This window comes from Amycolatopsis sp. NPDC005232, assembly GCF_040607795.1.
Taxonomy (GTDB): domain Bacteria; phylum Actinomycetota; class Actinomycetes; order Mycobacteriales; family Pseudonocardiaceae; genus Amycolatopsis.
Window position 1 is genome coordinate 1 of record NZ_JBEXHL010000075.1, and the last position, 15,341, is coordinate 15,341.

Annotated in this window: 13 protein-coding genes; 4 read left to right on the plus strand and 9 right to left on the minus strand. The window is 71.5% G+C overall.

Going from position 1 to position 15,341, the window contains the following annotated elements:
* Positions 1 to 178: 178 nt before the first annotated feature.
* Complete coding sequence (locus tag ABZU76_RS51070; protein ID WP_354885630.1) at positions 179 to 775, plus strand: hypothetical protein; 597 nt, start codon at positions 179 to 181, stop codon at positions 773 to 775.
* Positions 776 to 967: 192 nt separating this feature from the next.
* On the opposite strand, the gene ABZU76_RS51075 is transcribed toward ABZU76_RS51070, so the two are convergent.
* Positions 968 to 3,178, minus strand: a complete 2,211-nt coding sequence (locus ABZU76_RS51075) for a phosphocholine-specific phospholipase C (RefSeq protein WP_354885633.1) — start codon at positions 3,176 to 3,178, stop codon at positions 968 to 970.
* 290 nt (positions 3,179 to 3,468) lie between these two features.
* On the opposite strand from ABZU76_RS51075, the gene ABZU76_RS51080 reads away from it, so the two are divergent.
* Positions 3,469 to 4,026, plus strand: coding sequence for a hypothetical protein (locus tag ABZU76_RS51080; RefSeq protein ID WP_354885636.1), 558 nt, complete (start codon positions 3,469 to 3,471; stop codon positions 4,024 to 4,026).
* Positions 4,027 to 4,070: 44 nt separating this feature from the next.
* On the opposite strand, the gene ABZU76_RS51085 is transcribed toward ABZU76_RS51080, so the two are convergent.
* The 7 genes from ABZU76_RS51085 to ABZU76_RS51115 form a co-directional block, all read right to left on the minus strand.
* Positions 4,071 to 4,655, minus strand: coding sequence for a CGNR zinc finger domain-containing protein (locus ABZU76_RS51085; protein ID WP_354885638.1), 585 nt, complete (start codon positions 4,653 to 4,655; stop codon positions 4,071 to 4,073).
* A gap of 151 nt (positions 4,656 to 4,806) precedes the next feature.
* Entirely contained in the window at positions 4,807 to 5,607 is an 801-nt protein-coding gene (locus ABZU76_RS51090) for an enoyl-CoA hydratase/isomerase family protein (RefSeq protein WP_354885641.1), read from the minus strand.
* Positions 5,608 to 5,617: 10 nt separating this feature from the next.
* Positions 5,618 to 6,511 (minus strand): alpha/beta fold hydrolase, encoded by an 894-nt coding sequence (locus ABZU76_RS51095; RefSeq protein WP_354885644.1) that lies wholly within the window; start codon positions 6,509 to 6,511, stop codon positions 5,618 to 5,620.
* A 1-nt stretch (position 6,512) separates the two neighbouring features.
* Positions 6,513 to 7,628 carry an alpha/beta fold hydrolase gene (locus ABZU76_RS51100; protein ID WP_354885647.1) on the minus strand — a complete coding sequence of 372 codons (1,116 nt, stop codon included), beginning with the start codon at positions 7,626 to 7,628 and terminating at the stop codon, positions 6,513 to 6,515.
* A gap of 200 nt (positions 7,629 to 7,828) precedes the next feature.
* Positions 7,829 to 9,163 carry a M14 family zinc carboxypeptidase gene (locus tag ABZU76_RS51105; RefSeq protein ID WP_354885650.1) on the minus strand — a complete coding sequence of 445 codons (1,335 nt, stop codon included), beginning with the start codon at positions 9,161 to 9,163 and terminating at the stop codon, positions 7,829 to 7,831.
* 110 nt (positions 9,164 to 9,273) lie between these two features.
* Positions 9,274 to 10,221 carry a pyridoxal-phosphate dependent enzyme gene (locus tag ABZU76_RS51110; RefSeq protein WP_354885653.1) on the minus strand — a complete coding sequence of 316 codons (948 nt, stop codon included), beginning with the start codon at positions 10,219 to 10,221 and terminating at the stop codon, positions 9,274 to 9,276.
* 20 nt (positions 10,222 to 10,241) lie between these two features.
* A complete protein-coding gene (locus tag ABZU76_RS51115) occupies positions 10,242 to 11,111 on the minus strand; it encodes a MurR/RpiR family transcriptional regulator (RefSeq protein WP_354885656.1) in 870 nt (289 codons plus the stop codon).
* 115 nt (positions 11,112 to 11,226) lie between these two features.
* Here ABZU76_RS51115 and ABZU76_RS51120 point away from each other — a divergent pair, with 115 nt between their 5' ends.
* Positions 11,227 to 12,783: a gamma-glutamyltransferase gene (locus tag ABZU76_RS51120; protein ID WP_354885659.1), complete on the plus strand. Its 1,557-nt coding sequence runs from the start codon at positions 11,227 to 11,229 to the stop codon at positions 12,781 to 12,783.
* Positions 12,784 to 12,848: 65 nt separating this feature from the next.
* On the opposite strand, the gene ABZU76_RS51125 is transcribed toward ABZU76_RS51120, so the two are convergent.
* Entirely contained in the window at positions 12,849 to 13,817 is a 969-nt protein-coding gene (locus ABZU76_RS51125; protein ID WP_354885662.1) for a threonine/serine dehydratase, read from the minus strand.
* Between the two features lie 106 nt (positions 13,818 to 13,923).
* Between ABZU76_RS51125 and ABZU76_RS51130 the strand changes: the two genes are divergently transcribed.
* Positions 13,924 to 15,341: aconitase family protein (locus tag ABZU76_RS51130; protein WP_354885665.1), on the plus strand; the 1,418-nt coding region annotated here is incomplete at its 3' end.

Sequence of the window (15,341 nt, forward strand, 5' to 3'; positions counted from 1 at the left end):
GGTTCGATCGGCCGCCAGGCCGATCCGACCGCCCCGACGAAACACCGACTCAAAGGCGATCTCGCACGCCTCGGCGGAGCCGAGGCAGACAACGCTGTTTCACATTGAGACACGCAACGGTGCCGCGGTGCGGTGTGATGGCCGCAACACTTCCGCCGGCAGGACAGGAGCGTCCGGGATGTCCCAACCCACGGCACCGGTCAAGAACGCGCGCCAGCTCAGGACTCCGCTGGCGCTCGCGCTGGCCGACCTCGCGGCGATCTTCGACGATCTGCAGTTCACGCTGCGCTGTTGCGAACGCCTGGTCGTCGAGCTCGAACGGGGCGAGGCACAACGCGACCCCGTGCTGATCGAATCGCTGTGGGTCTCGGCCCTGAACTCCTACGCGCGCTGCTTCCGCCCCGGCGAACGCGGCATGGGCCTGACCGAGGACGACTTGAAGGCCACCGGTGTGCAGGGCGAGGTGCTCGAGTGGCACGGGTTGCTGCGCAAGATCCGCAAGCACCTGGTGCTCGGCGAGGCCAACCCGCGCGAGGTCTATTCGATCGGGGTCTCGCAGGCGGCCGACGGGAGCCCCGAGGGCATCGTGATCACCTCGGCGATCCACCCGCTCGTCGACGATCTCACCGTCCGCCAGACCGGCCGGCTCGCCTTCGAGCTGAGCCGGCTGCTCGACGAGCGCATCAAGGAGCACCAGAAGAAGGTGTTCGCAGCCGTCGAGGAGCTGCCGAAGGGCAAGCTCGACGAGCTGCCCGACATCCAGATCACCAGCTGAGCCGAGGCCGGCTGTTGCGGCCACGTGACACGCGGCCGGGAAACGCACGTGTCCTTCGGGCAGTCCGCCACGAGAAACGGGCACTCCACCGCTGTGGCGGGTGCGCCGCGGCGGGCCCGGGCGATGACCTGGTGTGGGCGCGGGTGCGCGAGCCTTCCCTCGCGCACCCGCGCCCTTGCCATTCCTCCGGCGTCAGCCGGTGATGCTGTCCGAACCGTCCTCGAGGTGGCCCACGTAGCGACGCGACCAGGACTTGTCGCCGTCCAGGGTCACGGTCACGTCGTACCAGCCGTGGTCCGAACCGAACGGGTCGACCGAGTGCAGCGTGCGGCCGTGCGTGGATACGCGGTAGGTCTTCGGGCGGTCGTCCGAGTACTGGTTGTGCTTCACCGTGAAGGTGACCGGCCGCGAACCGTTGTTCTCCAGCTCCAGCAGCAGCCGCGGCCGCGAGCCGAAGCCGAGGATGCCGTCGAAGTAGGCGGCGGTGACCTTCGCGGTCTGACCGGCGGCGTCGAGGTCGCCGGTGAACTGGCGCAGGAACCGGTTCGGGCCCACCACCGTGATGTCGTAGCGGTTCCCGGCGAGCTGCACCGCACCCGGCACGGTCTTGTCCCAGATCGTGCTCGACGGCGCGACCGTGTACTGGCCCGGGAACTTCGCCGGGTAGTCCTTGAGCGACGGGGTCGCCTGGGTGTTGTCGTACACGGCGAAGTGGCTGGCCTTGCGCACGTGCTTGCCGTTGTTGCTGAACGACAGCTTCGCCTGCGTCGAGCCGGGCGAGGTGGTGAACCCGTCGAGGTTCGCGTTCGGCTGGTACGGCAGAGCGCGGGCCTTCTTGGTGCCCGGCTCCTGCTTCGGCATCTTGTTCGTGGTCACCGGCGGCTGGTACGAACCGCCCGCCGGGTCGCCGATCACGGTGGTCTTCGGCAGCCGCGGCAGGCCGTACACCGGCGAGTGGAAGTCGAACGAGCCGGTGAGGTCACCGCACACGCTGCGGCGCCACGCGCTGATGTTCGGGCAGTGCGCGGTCTTGCCGAGCGCCTCGGTCCACTTCTCGAGGAACTGGATCACCGACGTGTGGTCGGAGACCTCCGAGGTCACCCAGCCACCGCGGGTCCACGGCGAGATCAGCAGCAGCGGCACGCGGAAACCGAGGCCCACGGGCATCGGCTTGGTGAGGCCGGCATTGGCGAGCGCGCCGGAGGCCTCGAGGTAGAACTCGTCTTCGTCGGCGCCGGGCGCGGGCACGGGCGGCGGCACGTGGTCGAACTGGCCGTCGTTCTCGTCGTAGTCGATGATCACGAGCGTCGAGTTGAAGACCTCGGGGTCGGCGTTGAGGGCCTCGAGGACGTTGTTGACGTAGTAGGCACCGTCGTTCGGCGAACCGTCCGGGTGCTCGGAGAAGGCCTGGTTCGTGACCATCCACGAGACCTTCGCCAGCTTGCCCGCCACCACGTCGGCGCGCAGGGCGTCGGTGAGGTTGTCGGCGTTGGCGCTCAGGCCGGTGTGCGGCTCGGGGACGATCGCCACGCCGTTGTCGTAGAACACGTTGCCGGGCGCGGCCGTGCCACCCTGCGACGGGTCGAGCTTGGCGAAGGTGTCGAAGTACTCGACACCGTTGTCACCGTAGTTGTCGGAGCCCTGGTAGACCTTCCAGCTGTAACCGGTCTTCTGCAGGGACTCGGCGTAGCTCTCCCACAGCAGGTGCTTGCCGAGCTCGTCACCGCCGTTGAAGGCCACGTAATCGCCGTGCAACTTGGCGGCGTTGATCGAACCGCTCCACAGATAGGTGCGGTTCGGGCCGGTCGCGCTGAGCACGGAGCAGTGGTAGGCGTCGCCGACCGTGTAGGTATCGGCCAGCGCGTAGTGCCACGGGATGTCCGAGCGGTCGAGGTACCCGAGGGTGGTCGGGCCGCCCTTGGCGTAGTACCAGCCGTTCATGAGGCCGCCGTACCAGGCGCCGTGCTGGTCGTCCCAGCTGTGCGAGGTGCCGCCGTAGCCCTGCGCGCCGACCTCGGAGGTGGGCGGCTGGTGGTTGGCCGGGTACTGCGACACCTTGGCGTCGGACAGCTTCCACGGGAACTGGGTACCACCGGCCGGGGTGGTGGGCGCCGTCGTCGGCTGCTGGAACACCGAGTTGCCGCCGGGCAGCGTGATCGCCGAGCGGTCGCCGAAGCCGCGAACGCCCTTCAGCGAGCCGAAGTAGTGGTCGAAGCTGCGGTTCTCCTGCATGAGGATCACCACGTGCTTGATGTCCCGCAGGTCGCCGTACCGCTTCGACGGGACGGGCGGCCGGGGCGACGCCTCGGCTTCGGTGGCGGCCAGCGCGCCACCGCCGACGACCGCGGCACCGGTGACCGCCGCGGCAGCGCCGAGGAAACCTCTTCGGGAAAGATCGGACATGGGTGAGAACCTCCGGTAACGGCCGGCACGCGCGAGAGAGCGCGTGGGACGGCCGAAACCTACGGTCGCGGAACTGGTTCAGGGCGAACTCGACCTGAACACTCCTCGACGCGCGTGGGAACCGTGGCCGGACTCGTCCGACCGGCGCAGTCCACACCGGACAGAGCGGACAGCCGGCCACCGCGAGGGCACCCGTGAGTCACGGGTTGATCACAGCCGCAACGCCGGGCGCACACAGCCGTCTTTGCCCGTGACAGCAAGCTTTTCGCGAATCCTGGGGGAATGATCACATGACGCGGACAACCGTGTTCAGAGGCGCTCTCGTCGCCGCTTCCGTTTCGGCGGCGGTGCTCGCCACCGCGTGCTCGGGTGCGCCCGCCGCACCGCCGGCACCGGTTCCGTCAGCGCCGTTGTCCACCTCCGTCGCCCCGACCGCAACGCAGGCCCCGTCGTCTTCCGCCCAGCAGCCGGGCCAGTCCCAGCAGCCGGTGGCGGCGGCCGCCGCCGGGCTCAAGTTCCCGGGCAAGAGCCTCGAGGTGCGGTTCACCCGCTACGACCGCGCGAGCGGGATGGCGGAGTTCTTCCTGGTCACGCTGGCGCCGAACGGCGGGGCCGGCCCGCACCTCGTCGACGTGCCGGGTCCGCACCGGCTGCCGCTGGCCCCGAACGCGACGATCGAGTCCGTCGACCCCGCCGGGTTCCCGTTCGAGACATGCCCGCCGACCGAGTGCTCGACCGGGATCGAGCTGCAGAGCGTGCTGAGCCAGTACGGCGGCAGCGGGCTGTTCGCCGACGCCGCCGTGAACGCCGCCGACCAGATCACCGACATCCACGAGATGCCGTACTGACCGCGACGGGTGCCCGGACTCGAGGTCCGGGCACCCGTCGCGGGTCAGGTGCTCTGCTGGGTACGCCGGCGGGCGCGGTAGGCGCGCAGGTTGACCGCATTGCCGCAGATCTGCACGTTGTGCCACACGCCGCTGTTGTTGCGGGAGCGGTCGTAGAAGGCGACCGCGCAGCGCTTGTTGCGGCAGGTCTTCAGGCGCCGCCAGCGGTCGGCGCGCTGCGCCTCCAGCACCTCGATCAGCACGATCGACGCCACGCGCCGCCAGCCGGTGCCGCGAGGCTCGGGCCGGATCCAGCCGTCGGCGCCGGGCTGCAGCAGCACGGGCGCGCTGTGCAGCAGGGCCGCGCCGGCTTCGGGGTCGTGGTCGGTGAAGTCGCGCAGCTCCTCGCGCAGGTCGCGCAGGCGCTCGACGTCGTCGCCGGACAACTGGACGCGTTCGACCGGGCGTTCGGTGGCCTCAGCCCACCGTTCCAGCGCGCTGTCCAGCCACTTCTGCGCGTCGCCGACCTCGGCGATCAGGTCTTTTTCGCGGGGCTTGCCGGCCGAGAGCGTGTTGAGCAGGTCGTGCACGAAACCCAGCCCGCCCGGGCTCACCTCGAGCTCGTAGCGATCCGTCGCCGGCCAGTTCATCCGTACTCCTCCCGGCAGAGCCATCACGTCGTCAACTCTGTCGGCTCGACTATACCGCCTCCGAGCTGCACGCAAGACACAACCGGCATTCCGCCCCGGCCGACGCAGGTGGACGGCGTTCGGCTGCGTCGCCTGACGGCGGTCCGACGACTCAGTGCCCGTCGAACGTCAGCACCGGCCGCGGCTGCCCCGCCTTGTATGCGGTGATCGCCGACGCCAGGCCGCGCCGCACATCGCCGGTCGCGAACAGCGGCATCGAGAGGTCGAACAGCACCTGGTCCGCGGCCGCCGTGCCGCCGACCTCCCACGTGCGCAGCAGCGCCTTGTGCACGGCGTGCGCCCGGGTCGGCCCCTGCGCCACGCGGCGCGCGAACGCCAGCGCCTCGGCGAACACCTGCTCGTCCGGGACGACCCGGTTGACGACGCCGGCTTCGGCCATCACCGCCGCCGGCACCGGCTCGGAGGTGAGCGCCCACTCCATCGCCCGTGCCCGGCCCGCCCGCGCGGCGACGCGGTGGATCCCGCCCAGCAGCGTCACGATCCCCAGCGTCTGCTCGGGGTGGCCGAACCGGGCCGACTCGCCGGCGAAGAGCACGTCGGCCCGCAGCGCCAGCTCGAAGCCTCCGCCGAAGCACAACCCGTGCACCGCCGCGATCACCGGCACCGGCAGCTGCTCGAACGCGTTGAACGCGCGCAGGAAGAGCTCGAACGACGCGCGCAGCTCGCGCCCGTCCTGCCCTTCCCACGGCACGATGTCGCCGCCGTAGCTGAAGTCGGGGCCGTCGGCGCGCAGCACGACGGCCCGGGCGCCGCTGCCGGCGATCTCGTCGACGGCGGCCACCAGCTCCGTCGTCATCGGGACGCCGATGCGGTTCTGCGGCGGGTTGTGGAGCGTGAGCACGGCGACGGCCGCGTCCTCGGCATCGTCTCGGGTGAGGGAAAGCTGCGGCACGGCGGGCTCCTCAGGACAGGTGCTGCTCGAACCAGGACCGCGCGGCGGCGCTGGAGCGGGCGAACTCGGCGACGTACGGGTCGAAGTGCCCGCCCGGGATCAGTTCGAGCCCCTTCGGCTGCAGGGCGCGTTCGTAGGCGGTGAGCGCCAGGTCGGTCACGGTGATCGTGTCGTTCAACGCGACGACCAGCAGCAGCGGCGTCGGCGACACGCGGCTGACCCACGCGCCCGGCTCGTACATCCGCGCAGCACGCGTAGAGCGCACGGTGACCTGGTTTTCCCAGATGCCCTCGGGGATGTCCTGCAGGTAGAACCCGACCGCGTCCGGCGCGCGGTAGGAGGCGGGCACAGCCGGGTCCGCGCTCACGATCGTCTGGCTGCGCGGGGGTTCACCCCGCCCGACGGCGCGGTCCTCCTCGGCGAACGCGTGCTCCAGCGCGGCGACGCCGTCCGGCGGCACGCGGCGCAGGCCCTGCTCGACACCGCTGATCGTCGGCACCTGCGCGACCACGGCCTTGAGCCGCCGGTCGGTGGCGCCCAGCACGATCGCGTGGCCGCCGGCGTAGCTGGTGCCCCACAAGCCGATCCGCTCCGGGTCGACCTCAGGTCGGGCTTCGAGGAAGGTGATGGCGCGGCGCCAGTCGGCGATCTGGCGCCAGGGGTCCACGTCCTGGCGCGGGGTGCCGTCGCTGGCGCCGAACGTGCGGTGGTCGTGCACCAGCACCACGAACCCGGCGTCGGCGAACGCCTCGGCGAAGGGTTCGAGGCCGTGTTCTTTCACGCCGGCGTAGCCGTGGGCCATGGTGATGGCGGGCCGCGGCCCGGGCGCGTCCGGCACGAACAGCCAGCCGCGCAGTGTCAGGCCGTCCTCGCCGGCGAACTCGATGTCGCTTCGTGTGGTCATGTCAGGCCTCCTGGTGGAAGTGGGCGGCCGCGAGGTCGGGCAGGCGCCGGCCCAGCTCCGCGGAGAACTTGAGCGCGCCGCCGAGCGGGCGGTGGTGGATGGCCGCGTGCACGATCCGGCCGGCCTCGTCCTTGGTCAGCACGGTGACGCCGAGCAGCGTCGCGCCGCCGAACGCCACGGCCTCCCACTCGAGGTAGGTGCGCTCGCCGGACTCGGTCTGGTGCGTGAACTTCAGCGACTCGTAGATCCCGCTGGCGGCGGCCATCACGCGCTGCACGTTCTCCCGGCCTTCGACGGGTTCGAGCAGCGTGCCGGCTTCGAGGACCACGTCCTCGGCGAACGTCTCGCCGAACGCGTCGGCGGTCTTGCGCGAGAACCCCGCGGCCCAGCCGCGCGCCTGGCCGCCGGCGAAGCCCGCGATCAGCTCGGCGAGACGGGCGGGCGCCTCCGCGTGCGTCCAGTGGCCCGCGCCGGCGACCACCTCCGTGACGGGCGCGGCGAAGCGGGGTGCGACGGCGCCGGCCACGAGGTCCGCCGTGACGAACGGATCGTCCCCGCCGCGCACGATGAGCACCGGACCCGGGTACCCGCTCGGCGCGTGCCCTTCCGGAGCGCCGTTGTTCCAGCAGGAGGCGAACGCGCGCACCACCTCGGGACGCAGGCGCAGGCCGGCCGCGCCGATGCGTTCGGAGGTTTCGGCACTCAGGTTCGGCGAGAGGTTCGCCCGCGCCGTGCGCTGCGCCTCGGCTCCGGCCTCGCCCAGCGATCGGAACGGTTCGACGGCCTCGTCAGGCAGGCGCGTGCCTGCCAGGGGAACCGGGTTCACGAGCACCAGCCCGCTGGTCAGCTCGGGCCGGGCCGCCGCGACCAGCTCGGCCACGGCCGAGCCCATGCTGTGGCCCACCAGCAAGAACGGGCCGCCGATCGCGTCCACAGTGGACAGCACATCGGCTGTGAACCGGTCGTAGGTGAACGGCCCCGCCTCCGCGGCACGGTCGCCGCTGCCGGCGAGGTCCACGGCCACGTACTCGCCGCCGGCCGGGAGCGCCCCGACGACCCCGTCCCAGACCCGGTGGTCGTCGAGGAACCCGTGCACGAAGACGGTCGGTTCGGCCATGGATCTTCCCCGATCAGGTCGTCCCGGCGTCGGCGACTACCGGTGAATGACCCAACCGTAGACCGTTTGCCTCTGTCATGTCAGGAGCCACGCCAGGTGACTCCGGCCACAGATCACAGAGTCAGCGCCCGGAGGTTCCCGACTCGGGACCGTCTTCGTGCCGAGTTACGACAGAAGTGAACGGAGATGGTAGCCCGCACTCACTGCCGGTACGGCGCGGCGGCCGCCTGCGCGGCGGTGATGAACGCGCCCTTGTTCTTCGGCCAGAACGTGCTGTCCACACAGGAGTACTTCGGCAGGAACCCGCCGCACGTGCCGCTCGACGCACCGACCTCGAAGGTGAAGCTCGCGACGCCGAGGGTGCCGTAGGTGAAGTCGTCGGTCGTGCCGCTCGTGTCGTAGCCGACGGTCTCGCGGTTGGTGCCCACGAGGTAGCCGTTGGAGGCGGTGAACTTCGCGCCCAGCTTGCGGTACTGCGCGTCGTTGGGCGAAGTCGCCTGCGTGAAGCCCCACGGGATCACGATGTCGTTGCCGTAGCTGTGCAGCGTGATCATCGTGCCGCGCGCGGTCGTGGGCGCCGGGTCGTTGTTGCCGGTGCCGCGCTGCACGGGGTAGATCGCGCGGAAGAACTTCTCCAGCGCCTGGGTTTCCGGCTCCGAACCGGCGCTCGCGCCCTGGTAGGTCTCGGCGCACGGCGAGTTCGAGTCCCCGCCCCACTTGAACGAAGAGTTGCGGTTCACGTCGATGCCGACGTTGGTGCCGGAGCAGCCGCCACGGGTGTTGTCGGCGTTCTTGCGCTGCAGCTTGGGCGAGTTGCCGCCCGAGGCCACGATGTCCACGCCGTCCGGGTTGGCGATCGGGATCACCCACACCTCGGTGGTGTCCAGAATGGACTTCGCGGTCGGGTCACCGGCGTAGCCGTTGGCGAGGTAGTCGATCCAGCGCCACGCGAGCTCGCCGGTCGAGATCTCGCGCGCGTGGATCTGGGCCATCAGCACGAACTTCGGTTTGGCCGAGGTCGTGGACAGCGTGCAGTCGCCGGCCTGCTTCTTGCTGAGGCAGATGGCTTTCAGGTCGTGTCCGCCCTGGCCCTTGGTCTTCTTCCACGACGAGCCGAGCGTGTACACGGTCGCCAGGTCCGGGTGCGCCGAGGCGACCTGGGTCAGGTGCGCTTCCTGTGCGGCGACGGTGCGGTAGCCGCCGTAGAAGGTGTCGGCCGCGGCCGCACGCGCCGACGCGGCGGGCACGTCCTTGTAGACGGTGTCGAAGTACGACGGCTGATACCCCAGCGTCCGGAGCTTCCGGGCCACGGCCTGGTCCCCCACGACGTACGCGGCTTCGCGGTCGGACTCGGCGACGTCGAACCCGGCGCGCGCGAGCCCCGCCACCTGGTCCGCGGTCACCGGCACCCGCCAGAACACCGGCGCGCCGGACCCGGGCACGGCGGCCGTGGCGCCGGCAGCACCCCCGGACAGGCCCGCCACCAGCACTCCGACCGCCGCCAGCGCGGCCTTCCACGACGACCTGACCTTCATCGGGCTCCTCACGGGTGCGTCGGGGGACGGACCGACGGTGACCGTCCCGCAACGCACAGTGTGGCGGCCCGGGACAAACCCGGCACACCCACGAAAGTCGGAACTCCCGCTCAGCCCTCCGCGAGGATCGTGGCGAGCAGCTCGGCGGCGATGTTGCGCCCGGACACCACGAGCACGATCGGCCGGTCGAGCGGGACCAGGCCCTCACGCAACGCGGCCAGCGCCGCGGCCGACGAACCCTCCGCCACCAGTCCCGCCGTGAGCGCGAACTCGCGGACCGAGCGGCGGATCGCGGGCTCGTCGACGTCGACCAGCTCGACGCCGGCCTCGCGCACGATGTCCGGCGTGATGGTGCCCGGCTCGAGGTTGCCGACCAGCCCGTCTGCGATGGTGTCCCCCACCGGCACCGTCACGAGGTGTCCCGCCGTGACCGCCGCGGACACGGCGTGGCACGCCGCGGACTCGACGCCGACCACGCGCACGTCCGGTTTCGCGCGACGGGCGCCGAGCGCCGTGCCGGCCAGCAGCCCGCCCGAGCCCGTGGGCACGACGATCGTGAAGTCCTCGCCGAAGCTGTCGGCCACCTCGCCGACGAGGGTGCTCTGTCCGGCGATCACGTACGGGTCGTTGTAGGCGGACACGAACTTCATCCCGCCGGCCGCCAGCTCCAGGGCCTTCGCCTCCGCGCCGTCGTAGCCGCCCGGCGCGAGCACGAGGTCCACCGGGTAGGTGCGCAGCGCCGAGATCTTGGCCGGGGAACCGTCTTCGGGAACGACCACTGTGGACTGCGCGCCGAGCAGCCGCGACGCGTGCGCGATGCCGAGCGCGTGATTGCCAGCAGACGCCGTGACGACCGGCGTGCCGTCGGCGGCGTACGCGGTGAGGGCGGTGACGCCGCCGCGGACCTTGAACGAGCCGGTGGGCTGCGCGCCCTCGTACTTCAGGAACACCGGCACGTCGAGACCCGCGGCGTGAAAGGGCAGGAGCGGGGTCGGCGCGAGGTTACGCGTGACCGTTTCCCTCGCCTGGTCGAGGATGGCGTCGGCGATCAGGGGCATGGCTCTCCTTCGGGGACGGGTCAGGCTTCCGGGGCGAGTTCGCGACGCAGGCGGGTGAGCAGTTCGTAGGTGTCGACGGCGGGGTCGCGCCCGACGGCCATCGTGGCGAGTACGAGCATGTCGGCCAGAAGCATGCCGCCGAGCGGTTCGGCGGTGAGCCCGCCCGCGGACGCCTCGTCGCGCAGGACGACGTCGACGGCACCGGTGAGTTCCTCGCCGAGGTTCTCGGTCACGAGGATCAGCCCTGCCCCGGCAGCGCGGGCGTGAGCCACGAGCAGCTCCAGCTCCGGCAAGGCGCGGCCGGGCGCGAAGATCACCACGGCGTGGTGGGCGGAGAGGCTGAGCAGGTCGTCGGCGAGGGTGAAGCCGGTGGCGCCGGAGAAAACCGCGAACTTGCCGATGCGGTTCAGCTTCAGGGCGAGGTAGCGGGCGCTGAGCTCGTTGACGCCCCAGCCGTAGCAGAAGACCGTGGCCGCGGGCGCGATGAGCTGCAGCGCCTTCGCCAGCGCGGCCGGGTCGGTCTTGCGGCCGAGCCCGGTGATCCGCTCGTGGGCGTCATCCAGGACCCGTTCCGCGGTGGCGGAGAAGTCCCGGGCCGTGCGGGAGAGCTGGAGGCGCTCGCTGATCTGCGGTGGCGCGGTCGTGGTGAAGTTTTCGCCCAGCGCGGCTTTGAGATCCGGGAGTCCGGCGTACCCGAGCCGGCGCGCGGTGCGGACGACCGTGGCGTCGCTCGTGCCCGTCGTGCGGCCGATGTCGCCGGCGGTGGCCAGCATGATCCGCTGCGGCGGCGACGCGACGAGGTACCGCGCGACGACGCGTTCGGTCTTGCTCAGCCGGGTCCACTCGTGGTTGACCCGGCTCGCGAGGGTGCGCGGTTCTGAAGTATCCAATTCAGCTAGTGCCGTTTCTGTCGTCACTGCTACAGTGACCGCAGCTTACCCCGCCGGGCCGGGACTGCCCCGGGCCTCGCCGCGCACACCCGCCCGCCGCGAAGAAGGAGCTGCTTTGTCCCCGATCACCGGCGCCATCGCCTCGCCGCACGCCCTCGCCACCCGCGCCGGGGAACAGGCCTTCCGCGCGGGCGGCAACGCCATCGACGCGGCACTCGCGGCCGCGACGGCGCTCACCGTCGTCTATCCGCACAACACCGCTCTCGGCGGTGACCTCGTAGCCCTCGTGCGCACCCCCGACGGCTCGATCACCTGCGTGAACGCGACCGGCACGGCGCCGGCCGCCCGCGACCTCGCCGCGCTGCGCGCCCGCCACGGCGAGCGGCTGCCGGAACGCGGGCCCGACACCATCACCGTGCCCGGCGCGGTACGCGGCTGGGAGGCGCTGCGCGGTCACGGCGCCGCGCTGGACTGGTCCGCCCAGTTCGCCGCCGCGATCGGGTACGCGGCCGAAGGCGTCCCCGTCGCGCGCTCGCTCGCCGCCGCGCTCGTGACGGACCGGGCGCTCCTCGACGCCGACGCCGGCTCGCGCGCGGTGTTCGGTGCGTCCCTTCGCGAAGGCGACCTGCTCGTGCAGCCACGTCTCGCGGATTCGCTGCGCGCGATCGCGGCCGGTGGACCCGGCGAGTTCTACGAAGGCGCGGTGGGCGCGGCCCTGGCCCGTGGCCTGCGGGCCCTCGGCTGTCCACTCACGACAGCCGACCTCGTCGGGTACGTGGCCAGGGACACGGCCGCGATTTCCGCACCGCTGGGCGGTTTCCGCGTGCATACCAGCCCGCCCAACACGCAGGGCTTCGCGCTGCTGCGGACCGTGCGGGCGCTGGCCGAGCTGGGCTTCACCGCCGCTCCGTGGACGGCCCCGGCCGCCGTGCTGGGCCGCTTGTTCCACGACGGCACACGCGTGCGCGACACCCTGCTGGCCGACCCGGCCTTCGCCGCCACGGACGTGGAGAACGACGGGTTCACCGAGCTGATCGCGGGATTGCGAGACCCACGCACGGCCGACCCGGTGGCGGCTCCGTCGATCCCCCGCGGCGACACCGTGGGCGTGGCGGCTGCCGACTCCGCGGGTTACGCCGTGTCGATCATCCAGAGCGTGTTCGACAGCTTCGGCGCCGCCGTGCTGGAACCGGAGACCGGCATCATCCTGCAGAACCGCGGCACGAGCTTCTCGCTGGATCCCGGCTCCCCCAACGTGATCGCGCCCGGCAAACGGCCCAAGCACACGCTGATGCCCGTGCTCGTCACCCACGAGGACGGCCGCGTCCGCTGGGTGAACTCGACGATGGGCGGGCACGGCCAGCCGCAGATCCACGCGCAGGTGCTGCTGCGGCTGCTCGCCGGCGACTCTCCGGCCGAAGCCGTGAGCGCGCCGCGCTGGGTCGTCGGCGCGCGGGCCGAGGGCCAGGCCTCCGACACCGTGCACCACGAAGCCGACCTCGCGGCCGAGACCGTGGCGGACCTCGCCTCCGACGGCTTCCCGCTGCGGGAAGTCCCTGCGCGCACGGAGTTCCTAGGCCACACCAACGTCGTCTCACTCGCGCCGGACGGCACCCTCACCGCCGGCAGCGATCCCCGTTCCGACGGCTCCGCCGCCGTGGTCGCGGAGTGACCGGGCGGCTGCGGCCCGGTTGAAGGGCCCGGGTGGCGAGCCGCCGGCCCGCCACCCCACCCGGCTCACTCCTGCGCGAGAGCCATCGCGCCCAGGAACGTCTCGAGCGCCACATTCCGTCCACAAAGGATGACCGCGACTTTCTTGCCCCGGTACTGCTCGGCCGTGCGGATCAGGCCCGCGACCGCGACACCGGCGGCGCCTTCGACGATCCAGCGCTCCCCCTCGGCGATCTTCCGCATCGCGCGGGCGATCTCCGGCTCGGTGACCGTGACCGTCTCGTCGATCACTTCCTGGCAGATTCCGAACGTGACGGAGCCGGGCTCCACCGCGCCGGCCGAACCGTCGGACAGCGTGGGGAACTCCGGCGTCTCGATGATCTCGCCGGCCTTCAGCGAGTCGAGCATGCAGGTGGAAGCCTCGGGCCACACGCCGACGACCTTCGTCCGCGGGCTCAGCCGCTTCAGCGCCGTGCCCGTGCCGCCGATCAGGCCACCGCCCCCGGTGCAGATGAACACGGCGTCGAGGTCCGGCGCCTGCTCCGCCAGCTCGACGCCGAGCGTGCCCTGGCCCGCGACGGTGTCGAGGTCGTTGTAGGGCGCCACGTACGGCTTGCCGAGGCGCTCCGCCTGCCGGCGCGCCTCCTGCTCGGCGTCGAGCGCACCACCCTCGACCACCACGAGCTCGGCCCCCATCGCCCGGATCGCGGCCATCTTGGCCGGCGTGGTGTAGGAGGCGACGTACACCGTGACCCCGACGCCGGCGAGGTTGCCGGCGCGGGCCACGCCCTGGCCGTGGTTGCCGGTCGACGCGGTGATCACACCGGTCTGCTTCGCGCTCTCGCCGAGCACGCGGATCTTGTTGGCCGACCCGCGCACCTTGAACGAACCGGTGGGCATGAGGTGCTCGGTCTTGAGCCACACATCGCATTCGAGCTCGTCCGACAGCAGCCGGCTGCGTTCGAGCGTGCTCACCGGCACCTGCGGGCGGATGCCCTGGTGCGCGTCGAGAATGCGGTCGAAGAGGGTGGGCACGCTGGGCTCCTCGGGGGTTCTCCGGATGGGCCCCGGACGCTCCGCCAGGGCCACTGGTCTCACTTCCGAGCTTATTATAGCCTATAAGCTGTATGGAAGGAGCGCCTTGAGCACAGCGCCGAATACCGCCGCGTCGAACACCCCGGCGCCGAGCACCGCAGCCACCTCGGGACCCGACAGCTTCGGCAGCCTCGCCCGCCTCGACCTCGGCGGCGAGAGCTACCGGGTGCACCGTCTCGACGCCGTCCCCGGCTCCGAGCGGCTGCCCCTGAGCCACAAGATCCTGCTGGAGAACCTGCTGCGGCACGAGGACGGCCACACCGTCACGGCCGAGCACATCACGGCTCTGGTGCACGGCGGGTCCGACGCGGCCCACGACGTCGTCGCCTTCTCGCCGTCACGGGTGTTCCTGCACGACACCAACGGAGTGCCCGTGCTCACGGACCTGGCCGCGCTGCGCGATGCCATCGCCGCGGCCGGGGGCGATCCTCGCAGCGTGCGCCCGCGGATCCCGAGTCACCTGACCGTGGACCACTCCGTGGCCACGGAGGTCTCCGGCCGGGCCGACGCCCTGCGCCGCAACGTCGAGATCGAGTACACCCGCAACGCCGAGCGCTACCGCTTCCTCAAGTGGGGCGAGACGCTCGACGGCGTGCACGTGGTGCCGCCCGGCACCGGGATCATGCACCAGATCAACCTCGAGTACCTCGCGAGCGTGGTGGAACGCCGCGACGGTTGGGCGTTCCCGGACACCTGCGCCGGCACCGACTCGCACACGACGATGGTCAACGCGCTGGGTGTGCTGGCGTGGGGCGTCGGTGGCGTCGAGGCGGAGGTGGCGCTGCTGGGCCAGCCGTTGAGCATGCTGGTGCCGCCCGTGGTCGGTGTGGAGCTCACGGGTGAACTCGGCCCCGGCGTCACCGCGACCGACCTCGTGCTCACGGTCGTGGAAACCCTGCGCGCGCACGGCGTGGTCGGGAAGTTCGTGGAGTTCACCGGCGACGCCGTGGCGCGCATCCCGCTCGCGCACCGCGCGACGATCTCCAACATGTGCCCCGAGTTCGGCGCCACCGCGGCGATGTTCCCCATCGACGCCGCGACGACCGGCTACCTGCGCCTCACCGGCCGCACGCCGGACCACGTCGACGCGGTGGAAAAGTACGCGAAGGAACAGGGCCTCTGGCACGATCCTTCGGCAGACTTGCGTTACGACGAGCGCCTGCGGATCGACCTCTCCACTGTGACGGCTTCCCTCGCCGGCCCCCGCCGGCCCCAGGACCGCGTGCCCCTCGCCGCCGTGCCGGCCAACGCCACGGCCGCAATCGCGCACGTGCACTCCTCCCGCGGTGAAGCACCGTCTCCCGAGCCACCTCACCATCAAGAACCCGACTCCGTCGACGCGGCCCACCAGCGAGAACCCGACTCCGTCGACGCGACCCACCAGCGAGATCGCGCCGGCTTCCGGATTGGGCGGTCCGATCGGCCCCCGGCCGATCCGACTGCCCAATCCGGAAGATCGGAAGG

What these genes read in the sequence shown, in the direction of transcription:
- ABZU76_RS51070 (WP_354885630.1), top strand. Translation starts at nt 179, where the DNA reads ATGTCCCAACCCACGGCACCGGTCAAGAACGCGCGCCAGCTCAGGACT.
- ABZU76_RS51075 (WP_354885633.1), bottom strand. Translation starts at nt 3,178, where the DNA reads ATGTCCGATCTTTCCCGAAGAGGTTTCCTCGGCGCTGCCGCGGCGGTC.
- ABZU76_RS51080 (WP_354885636.1), top strand. Translation starts at nt 3,469, where the DNA reads ATGACGCGGACAACCGTGTTCAGAGGCGCTCTCGTCGCCGCTTCCGTT.
- ABZU76_RS51085 (WP_354885638.1), bottom strand. Translation starts at nt 4,655, where the DNA reads ATGAACTGGCCGGCGACGGATCGCTACGAGCTCGAGGTGAGCCCGGGC.
- ABZU76_RS51095 (WP_354885644.1), bottom strand. Translation starts at nt 6,511, where the DNA reads ATGACCACACGAAGCGACATCGAGTTCGCCGGCGAGGACGGCCTGACA.
- ABZU76_RS51100 (WP_354885647.1), bottom strand. Translation starts at nt 7,628, where the DNA reads ATGGCCGAACCGACCGTCTTCGTGCACGGGTTCCTCGACGACCACCGG.
- ABZU76_RS51105 (WP_354885650.1), bottom strand. Translation starts at nt 9,163, where the DNA reads ATGAAGGTCAGGTCGTCGTGGAAGGCCGCGCTGGCGGCGGTCGGAGTG.
- ABZU76_RS51110 (WP_354885653.1), bottom strand. Translation starts at nt 10,221, where the DNA reads ATGCCCCTGATCGCCGACGCCATCCTCGACCAGGCGAGGGAAACGGTC.